Source organism: Paenibacillus thiaminolyticus (genome assembly GCF_003591545.1).
In the GTDB taxonomy this organism is placed as follows: domain Bacteria; phylum Bacillota; class Bacilli; order Paenibacillales; family Paenibacillaceae; genus Paenibacillus_B; species Paenibacillus_B thiaminolyticus_A.
Map to the genome: position 1 here is coordinate 57,658 of NZ_QYZD01000021.1, position 24,124 is coordinate 81,781.

The 24,124-nt window shown below is 57.2% G+C and carries 21 protein-coding genes; 3 read left to right on the forward strand and 18 right to left on the reverse strand.

Going from position 1 to position 24,124, the window contains the following annotated elements; translation table 11 throughout:
- Positions 1 to 79 precede the first annotated feature (79 nt).
- Positions 80 to 229: a six-cysteine ranthipeptide SCIFF gene (gene scfA, locus DQX05_RS20335; RefSeq protein ID WP_076321126.1), complete on the forward strand. Its 150-nt coding sequence runs from the start codon at positions 80 to 82 to the stop codon at positions 227 to 229.
- A gap of 97 nt (positions 230 to 326) precedes the next feature.
- Positions 327 to 1,706: a thioether cross-link-forming SCIFF peptide maturase gene (gene scfB, locus DQX05_RS20340; protein WP_119795319.1), complete on the forward strand. Its 1,380-nt coding sequence runs from the start codon at positions 327 to 329 to the stop codon at positions 1,704 to 1,706.
- 57 nt (positions 1,707 to 1,763) lie between these two features.
- Here scfB and rlmD read toward each other — a convergent pair whose 3' ends face one another.
- From rlmD to DQX05_RS20360, 4 genes are all read right to left on the reverse strand, one after another.
- Positions 1,764 to 3,335, reverse strand: a complete 1,572-nt coding sequence (rlmD, locus tag DQX05_RS20345; protein WP_119795320.1) for a 23S rRNA (uracil(1939)-C(5))-methyltransferase RlmD — start codon at positions 3,333 to 3,335, stop codon at positions 1,764 to 1,766.
- Between the two features lie 1,094 nt (positions 3,336 to 4,429).
- Positions 4,430 to 5,344, reverse strand: coding sequence for a diacylglycerol kinase (locus DQX05_RS20350; RefSeq protein WP_182914832.1), 915 nt, complete (start codon positions 5,342 to 5,344; stop codon positions 4,430 to 4,432).
- A 188-nt stretch (positions 5,345 to 5,532) separates the two neighbouring features.
- Entirely contained in the window at positions 5,533 to 6,489 is a 957-nt protein-coding gene (locus DQX05_RS20355) for a sirohydrochlorin chelatase (protein ID WP_119795321.1), read from the reverse strand.
- A 3-nt stretch (positions 6,490 to 6,492) separates the two neighbouring features.
- Positions 6,493 to 6,783, reverse strand: coding sequence for a YerC/YecD family TrpR-related protein (locus tag DQX05_RS20360; protein WP_006678246.1), 291 nt, complete (start codon positions 6,781 to 6,783; stop codon positions 6,493 to 6,495).
- 305 nt (positions 6,784 to 7,088) lie between these two features.
- Between DQX05_RS20360 and DQX05_RS20365 the strand changes: the two genes are divergently transcribed.
- On the forward strand, positions 7,089 to 7,718 hold the full coding sequence (locus DQX05_RS20365; protein WP_119795322.1) for an oligopeptidase: 630 nt from the start codon (positions 7,089 to 7,091) through the stop codon (positions 7,716 to 7,718).
- 96 nt (positions 7,719 to 7,814) lie between these two features.
- Here DQX05_RS20365 and DQX05_RS20370 read toward each other — a convergent pair whose 3' ends face one another.
- From DQX05_RS20370 to purQ, 14 genes are all read right to left on the reverse strand, one after another.
- The gene (locus tag DQX05_RS20370; RefSeq protein ID WP_119795352.1) at positions 7,815 to 8,816 is read right to left on the reverse strand and encodes an inorganic phosphate transporter; all 1,002 of its coding nucleotides are present in this window, start codon (positions 8,814 to 8,816) and stop codon (positions 7,815 to 7,817) included.
- Positions 8,817 to 8,913: 97 nt separating this feature from the next.
- Complete coding sequence (locus tag DQX05_RS20375; protein ID WP_119795323.1) at positions 8,914 to 9,525, reverse strand: DUF47 domain-containing protein; 612 nt, start codon at positions 9,523 to 9,525, stop codon at positions 8,914 to 8,916.
- 249 nt (positions 9,526 to 9,774) lie between these two features.
- A complete protein-coding gene (locus DQX05_RS20380; RefSeq protein WP_119795324.1) occupies positions 9,775 to 10,065 on the reverse strand; it encodes a hypothetical protein in 291 nt (96 codons plus the stop codon).
- 169 nt (positions 10,066 to 10,234) lie between these two features.
- Positions 10,235 to 11,065 carry an alpha/beta hydrolase gene (locus tag DQX05_RS20385; protein ID WP_119795325.1) on the reverse strand — a complete coding sequence of 277 codons (831 nt, stop codon included), beginning with the start codon at positions 11,063 to 11,065 and terminating at the stop codon, positions 10,235 to 10,237.
- Between the two features lie 376 nt (positions 11,066 to 11,441).
- Entirely contained in the window at positions 11,442 to 11,675 is a 234-nt protein-coding gene (locus DQX05_RS20390) for a hypothetical protein (protein WP_119795326.1), read from the reverse strand.
- Positions 11,676 to 11,733: 58 nt separating this feature from the next.
- A complete protein-coding gene (locus DQX05_RS20395) occupies positions 11,734 to 12,240 on the reverse strand; it encodes a TetR/AcrR family transcriptional regulator (protein WP_259392139.1) in 507 nt (168 codons plus the stop codon).
- Positions 12,241 to 12,262: 22 nt separating this feature from the next.
- The gene (locus DQX05_RS20400; RefSeq protein ID WP_182914833.1) at positions 12,263 to 12,625 is read right to left on the reverse strand and encodes a hypothetical protein; all 363 of its coding nucleotides are present in this window, start codon (positions 12,623 to 12,625) and stop codon (positions 12,263 to 12,265) included.
- Between the two features lie 1,642 nt (positions 12,626 to 14,267).
- The gene (gene purD, locus DQX05_RS20410; RefSeq protein WP_119795330.1) at positions 14,268 to 15,566 is read right to left on the reverse strand and encodes a phosphoribosylamine--glycine ligase; all 1,299 of its coding nucleotides are present in this window, start codon (positions 15,564 to 15,566) and stop codon (positions 14,268 to 14,270) included.
- Positions 15,567 to 15,635: 69 nt separating this feature from the next.
- The gene (purH, locus tag DQX05_RS20415) at positions 15,636 to 17,183 is read right to left on the reverse strand and encodes a bifunctional phosphoribosylaminoimidazolecarboxamide formyltransferase/IMP cyclohydrolase (RefSeq protein WP_119795331.1); all 1,548 of its coding nucleotides are present in this window, start codon (positions 17,181 to 17,183) and stop codon (positions 15,636 to 15,638) included.
- A gap of 424 nt (positions 17,184 to 17,607) precedes the next feature.
- Entirely contained in the window at positions 17,608 to 18,297 is a 690-nt protein-coding gene (gene purN, locus DQX05_RS20420; protein ID WP_119795332.1) for a phosphoribosylglycinamide formyltransferase, read from the reverse strand.
- The gene (gene purM / locus DQX05_RS20425; RefSeq protein ID WP_119795333.1) at positions 18,297 to 19,337 is read right to left on the reverse strand and encodes a phosphoribosylformylglycinamidine cyclo-ligase; all 1,041 of its coding nucleotides are present in this window, start codon (positions 19,335 to 19,337) and stop codon (positions 18,297 to 18,299) included. The genes purN and purM overlap by 1 nt, the downstream gene beginning before the upstream one ends.
- A 329-nt stretch (positions 19,338 to 19,666) precedes the next feature.
- Positions 19,667 to 21,139 (reverse strand): amidophosphoribosyltransferase, encoded by a 1,473-nt coding sequence (purF, locus tag DQX05_RS20430; protein ID WP_182914834.1) that lies wholly within the window; start codon positions 21,137 to 21,139, stop codon positions 19,667 to 19,669.
- The gene (gene purL, locus DQX05_RS20435) at positions 21,124 to 23,355 is read right to left on the reverse strand and encodes a phosphoribosylformylglycinamidine synthase subunit PurL (protein ID WP_119795353.1); all 2,232 of its coding nucleotides are present in this window, start codon (positions 23,353 to 23,355) and stop codon (positions 21,124 to 21,126) included. The genes purF and purL overlap by 16 nt, the downstream gene beginning before the upstream one ends.
- A gap of 82 nt (positions 23,356 to 23,437) precedes the next feature.
- Positions 23,438 to 24,121, reverse strand: a complete 684-nt coding sequence (gene purQ / locus DQX05_RS20440) for a phosphoribosylformylglycinamidine synthase subunit PurQ (protein WP_119795335.1) — start codon at positions 24,119 to 24,121, stop codon at positions 23,438 to 23,440.
- Between the last annotated feature and the right edge of the window lie 3 nt (positions 24,122 to 24,124).

Below are 24,124 nucleotides of genomic sequence, written 5' to 3' on the forward strand. Positions count from 1 at the left end.
ATGCATCCAAAGTTGTTGCTACGATAATTTAACGCAGCAAGTTAATATAACTAATGAAATGGTAGAGGAGTTATTCATCATGAAAAGAATTGTAACACTGAGTACACGCAAACTGATGGACACTGCAAAACACGGCGGATGCGGCGCCTGCCAGACATCTTGCCAGTCTGCTTGCAAGACATCCTGTGGCGTTGCCAACCAGCGTTGTGAAAACGCAATGAACAAATAGAAATGGAAACTCACCGCCGTCCTTACAAGGACGGCGAAGTTGTTTATACTGGATAGCCGCCTGCAATTTGTAGGCAAAAAGGAGCTTGATTCGCAGTATGATTCATCAATATCAACTAAACGGATACAACATCGTGATCGATACCTATAGTGGCTCAGTGCATGTTGTTGATGACCTGGCGTATGAGATCATTGCGCTTTATGAGCATGCAACTCCCGAACAAATCCTGACCTTAATGAAGGAAAAACAATTTTCTGAGGAAAGCATTCGAGAGACCATCTCAGAGGTCGAGGAACTTAAAAGCAATGGGCAACTCTTTACAGATGATGCGTATGAGGAGCTGTCTATTGATTTAAAAAAACGAAAAACGTATGTGAAGGCGCTCTGTCTTAATGTTGCGCATACCTGCAATCTGTCATGCGATTATTGCTTCGCCAGCCAAGGGAAGTACAATGGCGATCGAGCAATCATGAGCTTAGAGGTTGGACAAAGAGCTATCGATTATCTGCTAGAGCATTCGGGCCATCACCGAAACCTTGACATTGACTTCTTCGGCGGGGAACCGCTTATGGCTTGGAAAGTCGTCAAACAGATTGTAACGTATGCACGAAGCAAGGAAAAGGAATGGAAGAAAAAATTCCGCTTCACCTTCACAACGAACGGTATGCTGCTGAACGATGAGATTACCGAGTTTTTGAATCAGGAAATGTACAATGTCGTCTTAAGCCTGGATGGAAGAAAAGAGGTTCATGATCGGTTGCGCACAACCGTTACCGGCAAAGGCAGTTATGATTCTATCGTGCCGAAGTTCCAGGAATTCATCCAAAAGCGCGGAGACCAGGAATACTATGTTCGGGGAACGTATACACGGAACAATGTCGACTTCACCAATGACATATTCCATATCGCAGATCTTGGTTTTGACAAACTCTCGATGGAACCCGTCATCTGTGATCCACGGGAACCCTATGCGCTTACCGAGAAGGATCTCCCGGAGATTTACAATCAGTACGAAATTCTCGCCAAAGAAATGATTGAGCGCAGCGAACAAGGCAAAGGGTTTACTTTCTATCATTACATGCTTGATCTCTCGGAGGGACCATGCATCCAGAAGAGAATCACGGGCTGTGGATCAGGCACAGAATATCTTGCTGTCACGCCATGGGGCGAGCTGTTCCCTTGCCACCAGTTTGTCGGGGATGAAGCGTACAGCATGGGGAACATCTGGGATGGCATCACGCGGCCTGAGCTGCAGTGCCAATTTAAAGAGAGCAACTGCTACACAAAGCCGGAGTGCAAGGATTGCTGGGCTAAACTCTACTGCAGCGGCGGCTGTCCCGCCAATGCCCTGCATGCGACAGGCTCTATCAACGGAACCTACGAGTTTAGTTGTGATGTTTTTCGCAAACGAATTGAATGTTCCATGATGGCGAAGGTTGCCGAGTCGATTAGAGCGATGGAAGAGAACGGAATGTAGATAGATGAAAGAGGGGCACCGGCCCCTCTTTGCTATTTCTGCCACTACATCATCTATTTAATTGTCTTTCCGCACTAATAGTGAACAGCACTCCACATGCGCCGTCTGGGGGAACATATCCACCGGCTGCACCTCAACCACTGAATATCCTCCATCCGCCAAAATACGCAAATCGCGCGATAACGTAGACGGGTTGCACGACACATACACGATCCGCTCCGGACGCATTTCCAGCATCATGTCCAATAAGGCTTGGTCGCACCCTTTGCGCGGCGGGTCGACGACGATGACGTCAGGCGTTACGCCCTGCTCCTTCCAGCGCGGGATTACGTCCTCAGCCGGGCCGACGGCGAATTCCGCATTCGTCACGCCGTTCAGCTCGGCATTGCGGCGCGCATCGGCGATGGCTTCCTCGACGATCTCGACGCCGAGCACCCGCTTCGCGCGTTGCGCCAGGAACAGCGAGATCGTCCCGATGCCGCAATATGCATCAATGACCGTCTCGTTCCCTGTCAGGCCGGCATACTCCACCGCCTTGTCATACAGCACTTCCGTTTGAACCGGATTCACCTGATAGAACGAGCGCGCGGATATTTTGAACGCGATGTCCCCGATATAATCCGTAATATATTCCGAGCCCCACAATACGCGGGTCTTGTCTCCCATGATGACATTCGTGCGCTTCGTGTTGATGTTCTGGCAGATGCTTGTCAACTGCGGCAACGCTTCAACCAGATCGGCCACAATTTCCGCCTCATGCGGCAGCTTCTCCCCATTCGTCACCAGCGTAATCATCTGCTCGTCCGTGCGGAAGCCGACACGCATAATCGCATGACGAAGGAGGCCCGTGTGCGTCTCTTCATTGTACGGCGCGATGCCGTACTTGCGGGCAATCCGCTTCACGGCGCGCATTGCCTCATCGTTACGCTCATGCTGGAGCAGGCTTACATCCGTATCGATAATCCGGTGGCTCGCCTTCGCGAAATACCCGCCAATCAGCTCGCCCGTCCGCAGATCGGCCCCGATAGGCATCTGGCTCTTGTTGCGGTAGCGCCAAGGATGCTGCATTCCAATGACCGGCAGCACCTTAATCGGCGGCTGCCCGTCTGCGTCTCCAGTCTCGGCTCCATGCTCCACCTGGAACTTGCCTATCCGCTCCAGCACATCGACGACATGCTGCCGCTTCCAGCGCAACTGCTCGCCATATTCCAGATGCTGCAGTTGGCAGCCGCCGTACGCATTCGTTGGATGCTCCAGTTCCACCCGATGCGGACTATCGATGAGCCGCTCCAATACTTTGGCATAGCCGTACTGCTTCTTCACCTTCAGCACGAGCGCCCGCACCTGCTCCCCCGGCAGCGCGCCGCTGACGAACAGCGTGAAGCCGTCCGCCCGGCCGACGCCTTCCCCGTCATGGGTCAGCCCGATAATATCGAGCACGACCTCGTCATTCTTGCTTACCGGAGCCAAAGCGGACGTCTGTCCCACCCGGCCGCGCTTCTTTGCCGCGGATCCCTCCGCCGCTCGCGCCCCAGCCGATTTCGCTCCGACCGATCTCGCCCTGACCGCTGCCGCCGTTCCCCCGCGTTTCCGGCGCTCCGCACCGTTGCCTAGCTTTTTCCCTGTCACTACAACATCCTCCGCTCTATCGCTTGCTGTTCCTGTATGTCAATATGATTCTCTCGTGATGCCTTTTACCAAGCCCGTTCGACATCCAAGACCGAATCTTGCTTAAGTATGATAAGCCTGCTATGAGCCTGCCTTATATATACAATACACATCCTAAGCCGGAATCCTCTATGGCCACATCATGTATTCAGGTACTTTCCGAGACATGCGCTTCTTCCCTAAAGTTCGTGAATCCCGCCGCTTCAGGAGCCATGCTTCAAAATACAACCAGAACTCTCATGCAGACGATGGTCTAATTCCAGTCCATTCCCCTTCAAATTCCCTTCAACTTCCCTTCAACTTCCCTTCAACAGCTGAAAAAAACTGCAAAAGTGCAGTATTTCCACCAAACCCTCTTTTTAGAAAAAAGAATCCTGCAAATATACATCAATCTCGCCTCATAACCGCCTATATTCGGATTTTCTGTTCAAAATACTGCATCTAAGCAGCAATTCTACAAAATTGACACGCACAAGACTAAAATTACTGTATATTTGCAGGATTCCCGCAATTAACCGGACTACTTTCCTTCAAACAAGTGCAGCAGCCACCGTAATCGCACCAGGTATCAAAAAACAGCAACCTTCCCCAGCACATCCATCTTATCAAAAAAGACCTGGCACCGCCTCATCGGCACCAGGCCAAGCCCTCCAGCTTCCGCAACGCATGCGCACGCCCCGACTGAGGCCATAACAAAGGTACAACGCCATAGCCCTACGCCGCAGCCGCGACCATAACAAAGGCCACAACAGAGGTGCAACGCCATCCGCACCAGCCAAGGCCATAACAGAGGAACAACGCCATTCGCCCCAGCCAGGGCACAAACCCATAGCCCTACGCAGCAACCGCGGCCATAACAAAGGCCACAGAATGGCCAGAGCGCCATTGCCATACCCGGAGCCGAGGCCTCAGCATGGCCGCAATGCCATCCGCACCACCCGAGGCCATAAGAGAGGCTGCAGCATGGCCACAAGCAAGGCCGCGTTGGCACCCGCAACATTGGCAGCTCCCCCATAGCCCGCCTGCGCCCACCGCAGACGAGCGGGATGCCATTCCTATCCTTGCTCTGGCTGCTCCTCCGAAACGTCGGCAAAAATCCGCAAATGCGACGGCAGCACCTGGAACGTTCCCGGCAGCAGCCCGCCGTATTCGCCGTCCAGATTCAGCTGCACCGTATCCGGCGACGTCACCGTCACCCGCTTCGACTGGACGTGGATAATGAGGGGATCGAGAATATGATCGCCCCGCAGCGCCATCCCAGCCACGCGGATGAACTCCGCCAGATTGCATTTCTTCAGCATGATGACATCGAACAGGCCGTCATCGATGCGCGCCCCCGGCGCCAGCTTCTCGAAGCCACCGACCGAGTTCGTATTCGCAATCAGGAACAGCATGAACTCCTCATGGAACACGCCGTGGCCGTCCACCTCGATGCGCAGCTCCGTCGGTCGCAGGCTCGTCATCTTTTCCAGACCCTTCATGTAATAAGCCAGCTGTCCGATCATCGTCTTCAGCTTGCTGGGCACCTCATACGTCAGCTCGGTCAGCGACCCGCCGCCCGCGATATTGATGAAATACGTGTCATTCGCCTGCCCCAGATCGATGACGCGCGTCTTCTGCCGGGTAATAATCGAGCAGGCGTCCTCCCAATGGCGGGGGATGCCCAGCGCACGGGCGAAATCATTCGTCGTGCCAAGCGGAATAATGCCGAGCGGCGGCCGTGACGGCTTGCCGGCCATGCCGTTGATGACCTCGTTCAGCGTGCCGTCCCCGCCGGCGGCGATGATCATGTCATAGCCCCGGTCGAGCGCATCCGCCGCGCTGGCTGTCGCATCGCCCGCGCCATCCGTCGCATGCGCCGTCGCCTCGATGCCGGCGGCATCCAGCATATGCAGAATATCCGCCAGCCGCTTCTTCCCTTCCTCCCGCCCGGAAGTCGGGTTATAGATTAACCTTGCTTTTTTTATCATTCCTTAAGTCACCCGTTTGCATTCTATTCCCATTCCGGCGCCATGCCTGCTCCGCAGCTCCCTGATGCCGGGCACCTTCACAGATTGATTCCTTACTTGATTATACTATGGAAAATCCAACATATCACTGTGAAATGCGCCATCGAGCATCATTCCCGCTCAAGCCTGAGCGTGCCCAAGCCCCGCCGCTAGCGTCCATCCTCTGCCTTCATCCCGGCCAGCAGCCGCTCTCCCTCGCGGGAGAGCCACTCCACCAAGGCCGGATGGGGCAGCAGCGGGCGCCCGTCGTAGAGCGCCGGCATATCGCCCAGCCGCTCCGGAATAACCCGCGCCGTGAAATAGCCGGTGCTAAGGAACACCGGCACCACCGCCACGCGCCGCTCCCGGCGGCCGATTCCCGCCCGGGCTGCGGCCTCGGCAAGCGCCGCGCGCGCCGCCAGTGTGCGGTCGCCCGCCAGCAGGCCGGGCCCCGCATCGGCGGGCAGCACCGCCAGCGCCTGCTGCAGCTTGCGCGCCGCCGCGGCGATGTCCTCGCAGCAGAGCAGCGCGTGGGACGCCGCCGCGCAAGCGCCGCGCTGCACGAGCTGCCGCGCCAGGCGGCGCAGGCTCGCGTGCCAGCGGCCCGCGAACGGCTCGTGGCGGCTGCCATGCGCCACGAGCAGCGCCGCGTCGCCCGCGCCGGCGCCGAGGCCGCGCAAGCGGTCCTCCACCATGCGGAGGAGGACCGTGCCCGCCTCGGGCTCGCCTGCCGGGCCATCATCGCCCGGCCCGTCCCCGCCGCAAGCTGCGGCGAACAAGGCCGCCCCGTCCAGCGGGCGGCCGTAGCGCACCTGCGCCCGCAAGCGGAACGGCGGCAGCTTCGTGTCGGCGAGCGGCGCCGAAGTGACGCCGAGCGCATAAGCTATCTCATCGACATGCGTGCTTCCGCCCGATATGAACAAAGGGATGACGCCAATGGCATCCACCCCTTGTGCCTCCAGTTCATCGATGCCGTCCTGAATCGTCCTTCCCGGCACGCATTCCAAAAAAGAAGAAGCGATCGGCACCCCTTCCGGCCACGCCGCCTGCGCCATCGCTTCATCTACCAGTGTAACCCAGGAACTGTCGGGAGAACCGTGGCTAATCACCAACAGGCCCAGGCGCATCGCTTAGCGCCCCAGACGTTCCAGCGTCATTTTATAACCGTCATTGCCGTAATTCAAGCAACGCTTCACGCGGGAGATCGTCGCCGTACTCGCGCCCGTCTCCGCTTCAATCTGATTATAAGTGCAGCCCTTGCCCAACATGCGGGCTACCTCCAGCCGCTGGGATAAGGATTGGATTTCATTCACCGTGCACAGATCATCAAAGAAAATATAGCACTCTTCGAGCGATTCCAACGTCAAAATCGCTTCAAATAGCTGGTCGATCGATTTATCATTCAATTTCTTCAATTGCAACCTTATCCACTCCTACTTCTTCGCATGTAATTTCATTGTACTGCCTTTACATCGCCTTTTCAAGCGTTACCGTGTTCGTGCTTTAATGAATAAAGGCATTCATAATAGCGCTTTCACGAAGGATTGGGCGTCCACCCACGGGCGATCGTCCACACGTGTTGTTCGCCTACCACATACTGTATAGTAACCTATCCACAATTACAATCCAAAATATGACGATTGTGCAAAAAGTCATACGGCAATCTCCCGCCGTCTTTTTGAACACGCACACGCATGATGATTTTAATGAAAAAGGTCGTGATGAGATGAAAGTACCTCCCCGCAATGGGCGGCCTGGCATTCCGGATCCGGCGGAGCTGATGTCGGTGCCTCGCATGCGCGGACCCCATGCGATGCATTCCACATCTCCCCTGGCCAGGGAGCGGGCGGCCCGGAATCAGGCCCGGGCCCGCCCCGCCGGCATCCGCATGAACACCCGGAGCTTCAACAGCCCTCCTCCCGGATTGCCTGTTGGATATCCCGAGTTGTCCGGGTATACGCCTTACCCGGAAGCGCCGATCGTCCCGTTCAATGCCGTCGCCGAGACGCCGATTGAGGTGGCCGCTCAGCCCGACAAAAAGCTCCTGGGCAACTTCTCCATGGGCGATCTCAAATCAATGATCGACAAGCTCGGAGGCATCGACGGCATCGTCGATACGATGGGCAAAGTGCAGAAGATTATGAGCACCGTCCAACAAATCATGCCAGTGGCCAAAATGTTCATGGGAACCCTTTTGCCCGGCAAAGGAGGTGGAAAAAAGCTAAGCGCCGCGGACGGTGACGCCGCATCGCGCAGACGACGGAAATATTCGAGCGGCAGCCCGCGCTCGGGAAGCGGCAACCGCCGGAAATCGACGGCCAGCCGTACGGGAAGCGCCCCACGGCGTAAAAAGTAGCCCCCGCACCGCGAACGGCACTCGTCCACACAGACAGGAAGCATAGCTCCCAGGCATATCAAAAAGCCGACTCTACCGAGCCGGCTTTTCCCTTTTTTAATAAAACAGAAAATCAATGATTTTGAGGATCAACATCGATAATCCCGCACAGATCGGAATCGTAATGAACCAGGTCACCACGATGCGTCCAGCCACGCCCCACTTCACCGCCGAGAACCGCTTTGCAGAGCCTACCCCCAGAATAGCGGAGGTAATCGCATGCGTAGTGCTGATTGGCAGATGCGTAAGCGTAGCGGTCATGATAACGGAAGCAGCCGACAAATCGGCGGCAAAGCCGTTGATAGGCTCAATCTTGAATATCTTTGTGCCCATCGTCTTAATAATCTTCCAGCCCCCGATCGAGGTCCCGAGCGCCATCGCGGTGGCAGCCGCGAGCTTGACCCACGTCTGAACCTCCATATCCTGCTGCAGACCGGCAGCGACCAGCGCGAACGTAATAATCCCCATCGCCTTCTGGGCATCGTTCGTGCCGTGCGTGAACGATTGGAACGCGGCAGTAATAATCTGGCAGGTGCGGAAGCCTTTGTTCACGGTATGCGGACTGCGCCTGCCAAAAATCCATTTCAATATCGTCATGACGATATAACCGACGACGAATGCGATAATCGGCGAAATGATAAGTGCGATGACAATGCTGTTGAAGCCGCTCAGATTGAGCTTGCCGGCACCGGCTCCCGCGAATACCGCTCCGGCCAGAGCGCCGATGAGCGCGTGCGAGGACGAGGACGGAATTCCGAACCACCAGGTGACCAAGTTCCAGATAATCGCCGCGATAAGCGTGGCAGTAACAATCTCAAGCCCGTTGTCGAGCTGCGCCGGATCGGCGATGCTTCCCCCGATCGTCTTCGCGACGCCGGTGAAGGTCAACGCGCCGGCGAAGTTCATCACCGCTGCCATTAGAATGGCCACGCGCGGAGGCAAGGCCCGCGTCGAGACCGACGTGGCGATGGCGTTCGCCGTATCGTGGAAGCCATTGATGAAGTCGAACGCCAGGGCCAGGAAGATAACGATTCCGATGACCCAAAAATTTACATCCATTCCCATTTAATCACGATTGCACAGAGCCGTTAGCCGGATGCGTCCGCGCAATCCCCAACCTCCTTCGTACCTCAGCTTGCCTATGCTACGACAGTTATCAGGAATTCCGCATGACGATCGATTCCAACTGATTCGCCACATCCTCGCAGCTGTCGGTCGTCTGCTCCAACCGCTCATAAATGTCTTTGCGCTTGATTAGTTCTATTGGATCGGTCACATCTGCGAACAGAGCCCGAATGCCGCGGCGGTAAATATCGTCAGCCGCATTCTCCAGTTCGTTGACTCGAATATTGTGCTCGCGAATAGCCAGAAGTTTCTTTTCAGACAACAAGCGGATTGCCTTTTGAATCTCGAAGGCGCTGCGCTTGATGACATCGGCAAATAATACGACGATCTCGTCCCGTTCAAGCAATTGGTACATGTCGAAACGCGAGGCGCTAGCCTCCATGCCGTCCAGAACATCATCCAGAGCCGTTGTCAGAGCCATGATGTCTTCCCGCTCAATCGGCGTAATGAACACCTTATTGAGCTCCGTCAAAATGGTGTGGGTATAAACGTCGCATTTGCTTTCCAGTTCCTTCATTTCCTTCGTGAACGCTAAGACATCCTGCAGATCTTCTACCCCTTGTGCGAACGTTTCCGCTGCCTGGACGAGCGTATCCGCCATATTTTGCAGCGTTTCGAAAAACACGTCCCTTTTCTTGAACATTCCGCGATCTCCTTTGCAATCAATATTGCGTATGTCTGGTACTGCAAACTTTTCAAGCCTTACATATCTTATCACATGACCCGGTGGTTTTGTAAAGAAAACGTAAATGGAAAGTGAGCATTTGTCGAATGTTGTAGCCGCAACCAGACCTAGAAATCATACTTTTTCGACAAGTTTCATGACTTTTCGAAAAACGGTTGAAAGAAGCGCTTTCATTGCAATTTTTTTCAAGATGGAATGATGCCCTTATCATCCCCGCCAGACCTCGGCGCTCGGCCGCCATCTCCCCTCCTGCGAGCCGTACCGCTCGAACGGCATGGCCACTTGGCCTCCTTCCCGCTTCACCTTCAGCCTCCCGCTGTTTTCCAATACCCGGAGGGAAGCCGCTCCAAGCCGCCAGCTGTACGGGCTGCCACTGTTCCCCTCACTATCGAGATACAGCTCCCCATTCACCCATCGGGTATAGTTTCCGCTCTTTTCCTCATCGTCATACCGATCCGAATTCGATTGCATTAAGAACCGGCTTACTAGCCGCTTCATAGAGGTATCCGCTGCGCTCCGAGGCCGATAGTGTCACCTGCTCAAGATTTGTTTATAGATTATGCTTCACCTTGCAAAATAACTCCTGGCGACTGACCCGGGCAGAGCACTCCACAACAAAAAAAACGGAGCAGCGCCCCGCGCTTGCTCCGTCGTTCGAACTCCTATTCTAAATGCTCCAATTCGCCCATTCCTCCTGGCGCTTCTCCCACTGCTTCAGCCACTCCAGCGTGCAGTCGAACAGCTTCTCCCGGTGTTCTCCGCTCGAGTACGTATGATCCGCCTGGAAGACGATCTCCTTATCGCACTGTCCGTCGCCCCGCATCCAAAATATTTTCTGATAAAGAAAGCTGTAGTCGGCAGGAATGACATCGTCGCTCGTTCCGTGAACAAGCAGCACATCGCCGTTGAACTTCGGGGCCTCCTGGAACGGCTGATGCTTGCCGAGCGCATCGAAATACGTCGGGGTGAAGGAATAGCCCAAATAATCGGACTGACCGCGCGTCACCGCTTCATCATACCGCTCCCGGCCGACAATGCGGACAATATCGTTGAACGGATAAGCGACGGGCGACCAGAGAATGAGCCGCTTCACCCGCACATCCCGGACGGCCGTCAGCAGTGCGACCGCGCCGCCGAGACTATGCCCGATAATCGTCACCCGCTGCGGGTCAACGTTGCCGCATCCGAGTGCGTAATCAAGCACCGCCCCGGTCTGCTCGATCATATCATCCAGACCGATCCGCCCATATTCCCCGGTGCTCTCCCCGCAGCCGGCGAAGTCGAAGCGCATGACGATATGGCCGATCTCCGCCAGCCGGCGCGCCGCATTGACGAACAAGCGGTCGACGCCGATTCTGCTCCCGACGAAGCCGTGACAAATGATCGTGACCGGCACGCGTCTCTCCTCGCCCAATTCATAAGGCGCCCGCGCCCCCGGATAATGTATCGTAGCGGCCAACCGTTCGTCCCGCCACCGGATATCGACATGTCGTTCCATCGCTTCTGCTCACCTTTCCCGCCGCAATTGTTCTTGTTCTCCGGCATCCGCGCACCGCTCGACTCCGGTCATCCCCCGGTCATCTTCCAGGCATCTCCCGGATATCCCCAGGAATCCCCCAGGTAGCCCCAGACATCTCCCGGATATTCCACAGATACCCCTAGACATCCCGAATGTCCAACCCGATGCGCAGCACATATCTTATAATTCCGATTAATTTACTATGTTATTAAAATAAGTGTACTCCTGCTTCGCCCCAGTGTCAACCCTGTAAAGGTTAAGATGTCCTCCAAGCCATATCCGAACGCAAAAAAGCCGCAGCCTCCGCTTGCGCGGCACTGCGGCCTTGCCCTGCCCAAGCAGAGCTGCCTATTCATTACTCGTACAGCCCGTAAGAACGCTGCACCATCTGATGCGTTTCCAACGCACCGTCTGACATGCCTGCATGCAGATGGTCACTGATGGCATCGGGATCACCCTCGAATGAAGAATCGGCTTCCTCCGCTCGATGCATCGCTTCCATGGCAGAGGCTTCCTCCTGCCCCCGGCTATGCTCCTGGGACAAGTACAACTGGGTCAGCGCGTGACCCAGCGGATACAGATCCTTCATCAGTCGTTCCTCCCATCGTACGAAGATTACGACATTAGTATGAGGAACCAGCCATAAATTATTCTCCCTGCTTCACGTCCCAATCGGTCAATATGCCATGGCACAGCACCGTCATAAGCTGCTCCGCCAGCGTGCGCAGGCCGAAGCCGCCCTCCAGCCTCCCGGGCTGGGACATGAATTCCTTCATCGACATCATATACAGCACCATCAGGTGGGGCGACAGATCCTTGCGAACCTGCCCGGCTTGCTGGGCGCGGAACAAGGCTTCCTCGAACACGGGAATGACCCGGTTCTCCTGATAAGACATCAATTTCGTGAAGATGGCCGGATAATACTGGACCAGATCGGAAATGAACAAGGGCGAGATCTGACCGAAATCCCGGTAATTCATCAGCAGCTCGAACAGATCGCGGATGTCCTTGGCCTCGGACATCACCGTCTGCATGAGCTGGAACGATTCCTCCATCAAGCGATCGATGATCGCCTCCAGCAGACCTTCCTGGCTTTGAAAATATTTATAGATCGTCATCTTCCCCACCGGTACGGCTTCGGCGATCTGTTCCATGCTCGTCTCTTGAATGCTTCTTTCAAAAAACAATCGCTGCCCGGCCTCGCACCAGGTAGGTGGAGCTGCCGAAGTTTGTATTGGCATTGGCGCCATCCCATACGAAGGCGTCGGCAATAGGAGCTAGCTGCTCATCCTGAACCGGCGAAAAATAAACCGGCGCCTCCGCATCATACGTTAGCTTCACCTGATGCGCCGTCCCCAGCGACCCGGCGGCGTTCACCTTCAGCTGAATCGTTGGCGACGTCCCCAGGACGGTCACGGTATCCGATTTTGACAGCACCTCGAACCCTGGCTTGTCAATCTCGAGGATGAGGCTGCCTTGGTTTTTCGTCGGATCCGACACGGACACCGTCAGCTCGTTCCCTTCTTCCTTCACAATCACCGACGCCGGCTGTTGACCTGCTCCTTTTCGGAGAATTGCCGCAGTCTTTCCCTATGGCTGATCGACATTGACCTATGAAAACAGAAATGTAGATTTTTGTCGATTTTATCAATAGCTTTAAAAAATCAACCTGAAACAATTATGTTAGGATAATATTGTAAAAATTTGTGGGTTACAACCAATCCAGCATGAGTCGGGTCATGGGCTGAAAGGCAATAAGGCAATCACTGCTGAGAGGAGGGACTAATAAAACATATCCGTATTTGAACCAGAAGGCCGATGATGATGAAGCAACAAGTTAAAATTGAAGGAGGTAGTATTGCAATGATCCATAACTCCATGTTTAAAACTTTTTGTTGCGATAATTGCGCATGCGATTGATTAGAAAAATGAAAATCAAATTGCTGAAAACGCATAGAACCCTTTTCATTTGTGCTGGAATCCCGGGCATTGGTATCCAAATTTTTCACTAACGGGAACCCAATATAAAAAGCATATGTGCCATAACGATTGACTAATTCCTAAATAAAAGCCTAATATAGGCAGAGGATCCGCACTCAATACCGACATATCGCTGATATCACCAATAACCAGATCATCCGCCATAGGGGTGAACTTATGAAGCGCAATATCATGCACATTCAACTTAGTGATAACATGTGCCTGAACATTGAACACGAGGTTCTCTTGAAACGTGGAGTTATTATATCGCTGTCGCGGGTCAAATTTCGCTTATTGTATATGCTGGCTATAAACCAGGGCCAAGTGGTTCCTTTTCAAAAATTGAAAAATTACGCATGGAAATAGCATTCACGGTCACCCAACATGAATTATATGTTTACATAAGCCGACACCCGCAAAAAACTTGATGATGAAAACCATATCATATGTATTCGCAATGCCGGCTACTTGCTAACATAACAAGATTAGCGCAGAGCAGAGAAACAACGATATTCGTCCACCTGCAATGGAAAACACAAACCCAAAAATCGGTATATCGATTTCTTTTTATATTAAGCTCATCCCCGTTCTGTTCATTTATAGTTTTTCACTACTAGGACAAACCAAAGATCACGTTCTTCGCCTGTCACCACAGTAACAGTATCTGAAAGGCCGCATCAAAAAAGCGCGACTCCCCAACCCTCATGTAAAGAACTACGACCGCTCTCCGCCCTTTACTTCAGTATCCCATCTGCTCAGACATCCCTCCCAATATTCTTTGCTCCGTTCTCCCATCCGGTCAGGCTAATTTCCCTCCAGCTCCCTTTGCTTTTAATATCCTCTCTAGTCAGGTACAAGACACAGCATTACTCCCTTCACCTGCCTTTGTCCACGCTCCTTTTCAGGCAGCCTCAATTTCACCAGATCTATAACCAGTTCTCACGACAGCGGTTGGTTCCAATGGGAGGTTAGCATGATTTCATACGTATGAGTTGCCACTGACCGGGAAGAGAGCCAGCTCCTGAGTAACGGGGATATTGCCTATAAGAGCCTGAAACACACCTATTCGCATGCCTATAAAAAAACCGTGACTCCACAACCTCAGTTACGCGGTCAAGAGTCACGATTTTTCTAATGCCTGCCCAGATAAAAAAGCAAATACGCTGCCGGGCTCGTTATTCTATATCAGGACAACGATAGGTTACAGTTTGCCTACGGAACCCGCCGCTAACTGGCGGTTCGCCTTGTCGGCGATGTCGGTCCGATAATGCATGCCTGTGAAGTGAATCTGGCGCACCGCCTCATACGCATTGGCCTTCGCAGCTGTCAGATCCGGGCCGCGTCCGACGACGCCGAGCACCCGCCCGCCGTTCGTCCGCCATGTCCCGTCCTGCTCGCGAACCGTGCCCGCATGGAAGAGGAGCGCCCGCTTCGACGCTTTCTCCAGCCCGGTAATGACATCTCCTTTGCGATAGCTGCCCGGATAGCCTTCCGAGGCGACGATGACGCATACGGCGGCTTCTTCGTGCCATTCGAGCTCGATCTGATCGAGCGTGCCGTCGGTGCAGGCCCATAGCACGTCGAACAGGTCGGTCTTCAGGCGGGGCAGCACCACCTGCGTCTCCGGATCGCCGAAGCGGGCATTGAATTCGACCACCCTCGGCTCCCCTTCCGGCGTTATCATCAGTCCGGCGAAGAGCAGTCCGCGGAACGGGCGGCCTTCCGCCACCATCGCGCGCACCGTTGGCTTGATCACCTGCTCCACCGCCCGCGTGAACACCTCTTCCGGGAACTGCGGCAGCGGGCTGTACGTGCCCATTCCGCCGGTATTCGGACCGGTGTCGCCGTCATATGCGGGCTTATGATCCTGGGCAGGCACGCAGGACAGCACCGTCTCGCCGTCCACGAACGCCAGCACCGACATTTCCTGCCCTTGCATGAATTCCTCGACGACGACCCGGCTGCCCGAGGCGCCGAACTTGCCTTCAATCATTACCTCATTCAAGACCTGCTCCGCTTCTTCGACGGTCCGCACGATAGTGACACCTTTGCCGGCGGCGAGACCATCCGCCTTGATAACGAGCGGCATCGCCTGCCCGCAAACATATTGCTTCGCCGCCTTCACATCCTCGAATGCGGCATAAACAGCGGTCGGAATGCCGTAGGTGCGCAGCAGATCCTTCATGAACACCTTGCTGCCCTCGATCTCGGCCGCCTTGCGGTCCGGACCGAAGACCCGCACCCCGTGCGCCTGCAGCACATCGACGATGCCATCCGCCAGCGGATCATCCGGGCCGACGACGACAAGATCGATGTTATGGTGAAGTGCATATTTTGCAATGCCTTCATAGTCCGTCACCAGATATGGAACCCTCTCCGCGACATCCTCCATCCCTGCGTTGCCCGGAGCCACCAGCACCTTGCTGACCTTCGGGCTCTGCATCAGCGCCCATGCCAGCGCATGCTCGCGCCCGCCTGAGCCGATGATCAATACTTTCATGTGATGAAGTCCCCCGTTCCTATTATCTCCGCTTCAGCCGGTTCGTTACCGCTCTGTCGCCTTTTCGTGCTAATGCTTGAAATGACGCACGCCCGTCATCACCATCGCCATGCCATTCCGGTTCGCCACCTCAATAGACTCTTCGTCACGCACCGAGCCGCCAGGCTGAATGACTGCCGTAATACCCGCCGCCGCGGCAAGCTCCAGCGTATCGCCCATCGGGAAAAACGCATCCGATGCCAGCACTGCCCCGCGCGCCTTCTCTCCGGCTTGCTCAATCGCGATGCACGCCGCGCCGACGCGGTTCATCTGTCCGGCGCCGATGCCGACCGTCATCCCGTCCTTGACGAGCACAATCGCATTCGACTTCACATGCTTGACCACGTTCCAGCCGAACAACATCTGCTCTAATTCCTCCGCCGACGGCTCCCGTTCCGTCGCCGTTGTCAAGGAAGAGGCATCAAGCATATGCACATCGGTATCCTGCGCCAGCAATCCGCCCTCCACCGAAGTCAACTGCCGGGCCGCCTTGCGTTCCGACGGCGCAGGCTCCGTGCCGGTGCGGAGCAGACGGATATTTTTCTTCTGCTTGAGAATGTCGAGTGCCTCCGGACTGAAATCGGGAGCGATAACGATCTCCAGGAATATCTCATGCAGCAGTTCCGCCGTCTCGTGATCGATCGGCCGGTTCGCCGCTACGATGCCGCCGAAGATCGAGGTCGGGTCCGATTCATACGCCTTGCGGTAGGCTTCCGCCACTGTACGGCCAATACCAACGCCGCACGGGTTCATATGCTTCACCGCCACGACAGCCGGGTCCGCGAATTCGCCCACGATCGAGAGCGCCGCATTGGCATCGTTGATATTGTTGTAGGACAGTTCCTTACCGTGAAGCTGCTCGGCCGTCGCGACGCTGCCCGCGCCTGCCAGCGGCTGGCGGTAAAATGCCGCCCCCTGATGCGGGTTCTCGCCATAGCGGAGCGGTTGCGCCAGCTCATAGGTGATGGTGAGCCGCTCCGGCCATGCCTCGCCGGTCTGCTTCGTCAAGTAATCGGCAATGAGCGCATCATAAGCCGACGTATGGCGGAAAACCTTCGCCGCCAGACGCTTCCGGGTTGCCAGCGTCGTATCCCCTTGCTGGCGGATTTCGTCCAGCACTCCTGCATAATCTGCCGCATCGACAACCACCGTCACATCGGCATGGTTCTTCGCGGCCGAGCGCAGCATGGTCGGCCCGCCGATATCGATATTCTCGATTGCCTCCTCATAGCTTACGCTAGGCTTCGCAACCATCTCCTGGAACGGATACAGGTTGACCGCCACCAGATCGATGTAGGACAAACCGAGCTCTTCCATCTGCCGCGTATGCTCCGCGTTGCCGCGCACGGCCAAAAGGCCGCTGTGCACAGCCGGGTGCAGTGTCTTCACGCGCCCGTCCATAATTTCCGGGAAGCCGGTCACCTCCGAAATGCCGATAACCGGAACGCCTTCGCTCTCCAGCAGCGACTTGGTGCCGCCCGTCGACACAAGCTCCACGCCGGCTTCCGCCAGGGCGCGTGCGAATTCCACAATCCCCGTCTTATCGGATACGCTGATTAGCGCTCTACGAATCGTCATTATGCTCTCTCCCTTAATTCAAGTCGCCATTTCCAAGCCATCACTTATATTCCGTCGATATCACTGTCTATTGCGTGTTGCCACACTCTATTGTGGATAATCACAATCTACTATGGATTCTCACAAGCTATTGCACGTTGTCACATGCTGCCGTGGATTCTCACAAGCTATTGTGGGTTGTCACAGTTTGCCTGTAGTAGACTGGCTGCTATTCCACGGGCGATTCTATTTTATAACCAAAAAACTTTCCTCCGCTATCATTGTAATGCGTTAAAGAATCCTCGTCCAGATGCGACTTCCAGTAACCCATCCTGCCCCCTTGGGAAAATCCTACTATCCATCAAAAGCATCATTTCCCCGGAAACAGAAGCCGTCACTTCGCAAGGCCTCTAGCCTCAATGAAACGGTGCAGCAGTCAATTGCATCATGCTTTGTCCTCTTGACCGGCCCGTTGGCCGGCGTGCGCCCCGGCTAGCAGACTTCGCACCACCTGCGGGTAAATGCGGTGCTCCACCTCCTGAATCTTGGCGAGCAGCGATTCAAGCGTATCGTCTTCGCCAATCGCGACCGCCTCCTGTGCCACGATCGGCCCCGTATCCATCCCGGCATCGACCAGATGCACGGTCACTCCCGTCACCTTCACGCCGTAATCCAGCGCCTGGCGTACCGCGTGCAGGCCCGGAAAGCTCGGGAGCAATGAGGGATGGATATTCAGGATGCGGCCTTCATACGCTTCCAGCAGCACCGGCGTGACAAGCCGCATATATCCGGCCAGGGCGATCCATTGTACGCCATGCCGGCTCAGCGTTCGCAGGACGTCGCGTTCGTAATGTCCGCGGCTCTCATAGCGCTTCGGCTCGAACACTGCGGCCGGCACGCCGGCTTCGCGCCCCCGCTCCACTACGCGGGCTCCGGGCTTGTCGCACACGAGCAGCACGACCTCCCCGCCGAGCTGCCCCGCCCGCGACGCCTCGGCCAGCGCTTGGAAGTTCGAGCCCGAGCCGGAGGCGAATACCGCAATTCGCGGCAGGGAGGAGGTGCGGGCGGACGGCGTGATTTGCAGCGCCGCTGTGCCGGCGTATTCCGCCGCCTGCCCTTCAATTCCTGTGCGCATCAGCAGCCCACCTCCGGAATCCGAGCCTGGCGCTCGCCTTCCGTAACCGTACCAATGCGGTATACCGCCTCGCCCTGTTCCAACAGGCAGGCCTCCGCCGCTGTCGCCTCGTCCGCGCTTACGGCGATGACCATGCCGATGCCCATATTGAACGTCGTGAACAGCTCCGTCCAGGTTAGGCTTCCGATCTCGCGGCTCAGGTGGAATAGTTCCGGCACCGGCCATGTGCCGTAATCGATCTGCGCCGCCGTGCCTTCCGGCAGCATGCGCGGAATATTTTCGAGGAAGCCGCCGCCTGTAATATGGGCCGCTCCCTTGACCGTAACCCGGTTCATCAGCTCTAGCAGCGGGCGCACATAAATGCGCGTCGGCTCGAGCAGCACATCGACCAGCGTGCGGCCGTCCGCCGTTACGCGCGCATCCAGGGTATAGCCGGCCTGATCCAGGAACAGCTTCCGCACGAGCGAATAGCCGTTGCTGTGGAAGCCGCTGGAGGCGAGGCCGAGCAGCACATCGCCCGGTCGGATCGTCTCGCCCGTAATCAGGCGGCGCTTCTCGGCGACGCCGACGCTGAAGCCGGCGATATCATACTCGCCCGGGGCGTACATGCCCGGCATCTCCGCCGTCTCGCCGCCGATGAGGGCGCAGCCCGCCATCCGGCAGCCTTCGGCGATACCGCTGACAATCGCTTCGATGCGCTCGGGCACCACCTGGCCGCAAGCCAGGTAATCAAGGAAGAACAGCGGCTCGGCCCCCTGCACGACGATGTCATTGACGCACATCGCCACTGCATCGATGCCAATCGTATCATGACGATCCGCCGCGAAGGCCAGCATCAGCTTCGTCCCTACGCCATCGGTGCCCGAGACGAGCACAGGCTCCTCATACTTTTTCGCATCCAATCCGAACAGCGCCCCGAATCCTCCCAGACCCGACAGCACCTCCGGCCGGAATGTGCGCTGCACATGCTTTTTCATCCGCTCCACAGCTTCGTTGCCTGCCGCGATGTCGACCCCGGCTTGCTTATAAGCTTCAGACATAACGTATGCGTCTCCCCTCTCCGGTTCGCCCCGCTCCAGGCGGGACGCCTTCCTCCTGCAATTCCGCAGGTCCAGCCTAGCTCCTGCGATGCTTCGGTGCATCTCATTTTCTGACCAATTGTGATACCTCTGATGCCGCCTGCTTTAGCATCCCTTTGTACCGTCTGACTTCAGGCGCATTTCCCGAACTAATCATCATGTCGTAATGCCGCAGCCATAACCGGATCAGGCATTCCATCGCGCTCGGCCCGTTTGCACTTCGTCATCCTTTTTCTTCCTTGGTGTTCCTATCTTTGTAGATTCTCTATGAGCCGCTTGGGCCTCAAGACCTACCGGCGGACGGATGCCGCCTCCGCGCCTGCCGCGGCGCGCGCGCCGTACAGCCCGGTCGGATAATCATCATCGAAGCAGGCCAGGCACAAGCCGCCCCTCGGCTTCTCCGCATGGCTGCCGCCAATCGCCTCAATCATCCCGTCCTTCGACAGGAAGGCGAGCGAGTCGGCGCCGATCAGCTTCCGCATCTCCTCTTCCGTATGCCGATGAGCGAGCAGATCCTCGCTCGTCGGCGTGTCGATACCATAGAAGCACGGATGGCGGAACGGCGGGGATGCGATGCGCAGATGAACCTCCCGCGCCCCGGCTTCGCGCAGCATCTTGACGATGCGGCGCGACGTTGTGCCGCGCACGATCGAGTCGTCAATGAGGACGACCCGCTTGCCTTCGACAACGCTCCGCACGGCGCTCAGCTTCATCTTGACGCCCTGCTCGCGCAGCTCCTGGCTCGGCTGAATGAATGTTCTGCCGGTGTATTTGCTTTTGATAAGTCCCATTTCATACGGAATTCCCGTCTTCTCGGCATAGCCGATCGCCGCCGATATGCTGGAATCGGGCACGCCCGTCACGATATCCGCCTCGACGAACGCCTCCTCCGCCAGCTGCATCCCCATATGCTTGCGGGCCGTATGCAGATTCACATCATGAAGCTGACTGTCAGGACGCGAGAAATAAATGAATTCCATCGCGCACAGCGAGCGCTTTGCCCCCGGCGCGAACCGTTCCGAGCGATGGCCCCACGTATCGACGACGATCAGCTCGCCCGGCTCCAAGGGGCGGACCAGCTCCGCTCCGATTGCCTCCAGGGCGCATGTCTCGGAGGCGAACACATAAGCGTCGCCCAGGCGGCCCATCACAATCGGACGCAGCCCGTGCGGATCGGATGCCGCCAGCAGCCGGTCATTCGTCATCAGCAGGAAGGCGAAGCCCCCGACCAGCTCCTTCAGCGCTTCCTTCGCCGCCTGTACGAAGTCATGCTCCGAGCGGGCAATCAGATGCGCGATGACCTCGGTATCGCTCGTTGTCTGGAAGATGGAGCCCTTCTGCTCCAGCCCGTGGCGGATTTGCGGCGCGTTGACGATATTGCCGTTCGTCGCGACCGCCAGCTCGCCGTCCCGTGTCTTGAAAACGAGCGGCTGGGCGTTCGCCAGCCGGCTGTCGCCGGACGTCGAGTAGCGGACATGGCCGACTGCCCGATCGCCTTCCAGCTCCGCGAGCCGCTCGGCGTCGAACACTTCCTTCACCAGTCCCATTCCCCGATGGTACCGGAACGAATCGCCGCCGGACACGCAGATGCCCGCGCTCTCCTCGCCCCGGTGCTGCAGCGTGTGCAGCCCGTAGTACGTCAGCGTCGACGCGTCCTTGTAACCGAAGACGCCGAAAATACCGCATTCCTCTTTCAACCGGTCGAACGGGCCTTCCCGGCCGCTGCCCTCGTTATAATAAGCCCCGCTTATTGCATAAGACATGGGATCGCATCCTTCCATACCCGCTCCGCTTCCCGGACCGGGAGTTCGATAGCCGGACTGCCGTTCACCCGAATGACGATCTGCTCGCCGCCGACCCGGCCAAGCCCTTCGACCGGGATGCCCGCTGCCGCACAGCGTGCCTTCACTTCCTCGGCCCGCCCCGGCTGAACCGAGAGCAGGATGCGCGATTGACTCTCGCTGAACAGCGCGATGTCGCTCCGCAGACCGGCCGCTTCCAGCTCCAGTGCCGCCCCGATGCCGCCGCTGATGCAGCATTCCGCGAAGGCCGCAGCCAGCCCGCCGTCCGATAAGTCATGCGCCGATTGCACGAGGCCATCCTGAATGAGCGCCAGCACCATCCGCTGCAGGCGCAGCTCGGTCTCAAGATCGACCTCCGGCGGACGGCCTTCCGCCACGCCATGGACAACCGATTGGAACTCGCTGCCGCCCAGCTCCGCCTTCGTTCGGCCTAGCAGCAGGATGGCATCGCCTTCGCGCTTGAACCCTTGCGTCGTAATATGATCCGCATCATGCACAAGTCCGACCATGCCGACGACCGGCGTCGGGTAGATCGTTCCGTGCGCATTTTCGTTATAGAGACTGACATTACCGCCGATGACCGTCGTATTCAGCACACGGCACGCTTCCGCCATGCCGTCGACCGCCTGCTCCATCTGCCAGAAGTTCTCCTGCTTCTCCGGATTGCCGAAGTTCAAGTTGTCGGTAATAGCGAGCGGCTCGGCGCCCGAGCATACGATATTGCGCGCCGCCTCGCACACCGCGATGCGTCCGCCCATGAGCGGATCGAGCATCACATAGCGGCCGTTGCAGTCCGTCGTCATCGCGAGCGCCTTGCGCGTTCCGCGCACAAGCACGACTGCCGCGTCCGAGCCCGGCGTCACCGCCGTGCTGGCCCGCACCATGCTGTCATATTGGCGGTACACCCACTCCTTGCTGGCGACAGACGGAGAGGCCAGCACTTGCAGCAGCGCCGCATTGACGTCCGTCATCTCCGGATATCCGGCCGTATCCAGCGCCTGATTGGCCGCATAGTTCGCCGGCTCCTGCGACGGCTTGTGATAGACCGGGCATTCATCGACCAGGCCCCGCACCGGCATATCGGCAACCACCTCGCCGTCGAACAGCAAGCGCAAGCGGCCGTCATCCGTTACGCGCCCGACCTTGCGGCAGATCACGCCCCAGCGCTCGAATATTTCCATTGCGATCGGCTCGTTATACTCCTCGATGACGAACAGCATCCGCTCTTGCGATTCGGACAGCATCATCTCGTACGGAGTCATGCCTGTCTCCCGCTGCGGCACCTCGTCGAGCACGAGCTCCAGCCCGTTGCCCGCCTTGCTCGCCATCTCGGCGCTCGAGCACGTCAAGCCCGCCGCGCCCATATCCTGAATGCCGATCACGATGCCGGACTGAATCAGCTCCAGACACGATTCCATCACCAGCTTTTCCATGAACGGATCACCGACCTGGACCGCCGGACGCTTCGCTTCCGACTCGGCCGTCAGTTCCTCCGAAGCGAACGTCGCGCCATGAATGCCGTCGCGTCCCGTCGGAGGACCGACATAATAGACCGGGTTGCCGACGCCGCTGGCGACGCCCTTTTGAATATCCTCATGATTGATCAAGCCGACGCACATCGCATTGACGAGCGGATTGCCGGCATAGCTGTCGTCGAACACCGCCTCGCCGCCGACCGTCGGGATGCCGATGCAGTTGCCATAGCCGGCGATGCCCGCGACGACATGCTCGAACAAATATTTGACCCGCTCCTCCTTCAAGCTGCCGAAGCGCAGCGAATTGAGCAAGGCCACCGGCCGGGCCCCCATCGAGAAAATGTCGCGAATAATGCCGCCCACGCCCGTCGCCGCGCCTTGGTACGGCTCAATGGCGGACGGATGGTTGTGGCTTTCGATTTTGAACACGACCGCCTGGCCGTCGCCGATATCGACGATGCCCGCGCCTTCGCCCGGACCGACGAGCACCCGCTCGCCCGTCGTCGGGAACCGCTTCAGGAGCGGCTTCGAATTTTTGTACGCGCAGTGTTCCGACCACATCACGCTGAACACGCCGATCTCAGTATAGTTCGGACAGCGTCCAAGCAGCTCGCAGATGAACTCGTACTCGTCATCCGTTACACCCATGCCCGCATACAGCCGCTCTGCCGCAATCTGATCCGGAGACGGCTCCCGCCGCATATTGTCACGCGCGCTCTCCATAGACTGCCGCTTCCGGCGCGCTTCCTGTTCTGCCCGTTCCGCCGATACGGCGGTCGTATTGTTACGCGTTGACTGCATGCTTCTCCCTCCAAGCGTTCAAAATCGACGTGAACATCCGGCTGCCGTCCTCGGAACCGAGCCAGGCGCTGACCGCGCGTTCCGGATGGGGCATCATGCCGAGCACATTGCCCGCTTCATTGCAGATGCCCGCAATATCCTCAACCGAGCCGTTCGGATTGTCTTCGTAGGTGAACACGATCTGCCCCCGCTCCTTCAAGCGGCACAACGTCTCTTCGTCACAATAATAATTGCCTTCCCCATGGGCAATCGGGATGTTGACCACTTCGCCCTCGCCGTATTCCGCCGTGAACGGCGTATCGCGGCGGGCGACCCGAATCGGAGCCGCATGACAGCGGAACTGGAGGCCCACATTGCGCCGCAGCGTGCCCGGCAGCAGCCCCGCCTCCGTAAGAATCTGGAAGCCGTTGCAAATGCCGAGCACATAGGCCCCCTCCCTCGCGGCTTGCTCGACCGCCTTCATCGCCGGCGCGAAGCGGGCGATGGCGCCGCAGCGCAAATAATCGCCGTACGAGAAGCCGCCCGGCACGATGATCAGATCATAGCCACCCAGATCCGTCGCCGTATGCCAGACGCGATCCGCCCCGACCCCCATCGTATCCTGGACCGCATGCACGCAATCCATATCACAGTTCGATCCCGGAAAAACAAGCACAGCCACCTTCATCGC

Coding starts and splice junctions, on each gene's coding strand:
- DQX05_RS20370 (WP_119795352.1), bottom strand. CDS start 8,816: ATGGATGTAAATTTTTGGGTCATCGGAATCGTTATCTTCCTGGCCCTG.
- purQ (WP_119795335.1), bottom strand. CDS start 24,121: ATGAAGGTGGCTGTGCTTGTTTTTCCGGGATCGAACTGTGATATGGAT.
- DQX05_RS20395 (WP_259392139.1), bottom strand. CDS start 12,240: ATGGAACAGATCGCCGAAGCCGTACCGGTGGGGAAGATGACGATCTAT.
- DQX05_RS20380 (WP_119795324.1), bottom strand. CDS start 10,065: ATGAAGCGGCTAGTAAGCCGGTTCTTAATGCAATCGAATTCGGATCGG.
- DQX05_RS20375 (WP_119795323.1), bottom strand. CDS start 9,525: ATGTTCAAGAAAAGGGACGTGTTTTTCGAAACGCTGCAAAATATGGCG.
- DQX05_RS20390 (WP_119795326.1), bottom strand. CDS start 11,675: ATGAAGGATCTGTATCCGCTGGGTCACGCGCTGACCCAGTTGTACTTG.
- purL (WP_119795353.1), bottom strand. CDS start 23,355: ATGCGGCGGGAGCCGTCTCCGGATCAGATTGCGGCAGAGCGGCTGTAT.
- DQX05_RS20365 (WP_119795322.1), top strand. CDS start 7,089: ATGAAAGTACCTCCCCGCAATGGGCGGCCTGGCATTCCGGATCCGGCG.
- scfB (WP_119795319.1), top strand. CDS start 327: ATGATTCATCAATATCAACTAAACGGATACAACATCGTGATCGATACC.
- purM (WP_119795333.1), bottom strand. CDS start 19,337: ATGTCTGAAGCTTATAAGCAAGCCGGGGTCGACATCGCGGCAGGCAAC.
- DQX05_RS20385 (WP_119795325.1), bottom strand. CDS start 11,065: ATGGAACGACATGTCGATATCCGGTGGCGGGACGAACGGTTGGCCGCT.
- purF (WP_182914834.1), bottom strand. CDS start 21,139: ATGTCTTATGCAATAAGCGGGGCTTATTATAACGAGGGCAGCGGCCGG.
- scfA (WP_076321126.1), top strand. CDS start 80: ATGAAAAGAATTGTAACACTGAGTACACGCAAACTGATGGACACTGCA.
- DQX05_RS20355 (WP_119795321.1), bottom strand. CDS start 6,489: ATGCGCCTGGGCCTGTTGGTGATTAGCCACGGTTCTCCCGACAGTTCC.
- purD (WP_119795330.1), bottom strand. CDS start 15,566: ATGAAAGTATTGATCATCGGCTCAGGCGGGCGCGAGCATGCGCTGGCA.
- purH (WP_119795331.1), bottom strand. CDS start 17,183: ATGACGATTCGTAGAGCGCTAATCAGCGTATCCGATAAGACGGGGATT.
- purN (WP_119795332.1), bottom strand. CDS start 18,297: ATGCGCACAGGAATTGAAGGGCAGGCGGCGGAATACGCCGGCACAGCG.
- DQX05_RS20350 (WP_182914832.1), bottom strand. CDS start 5,344: ATGATAAAAAAAGCAAGGTTAATCTATAACCCGACTTCCGGGCGGGAG.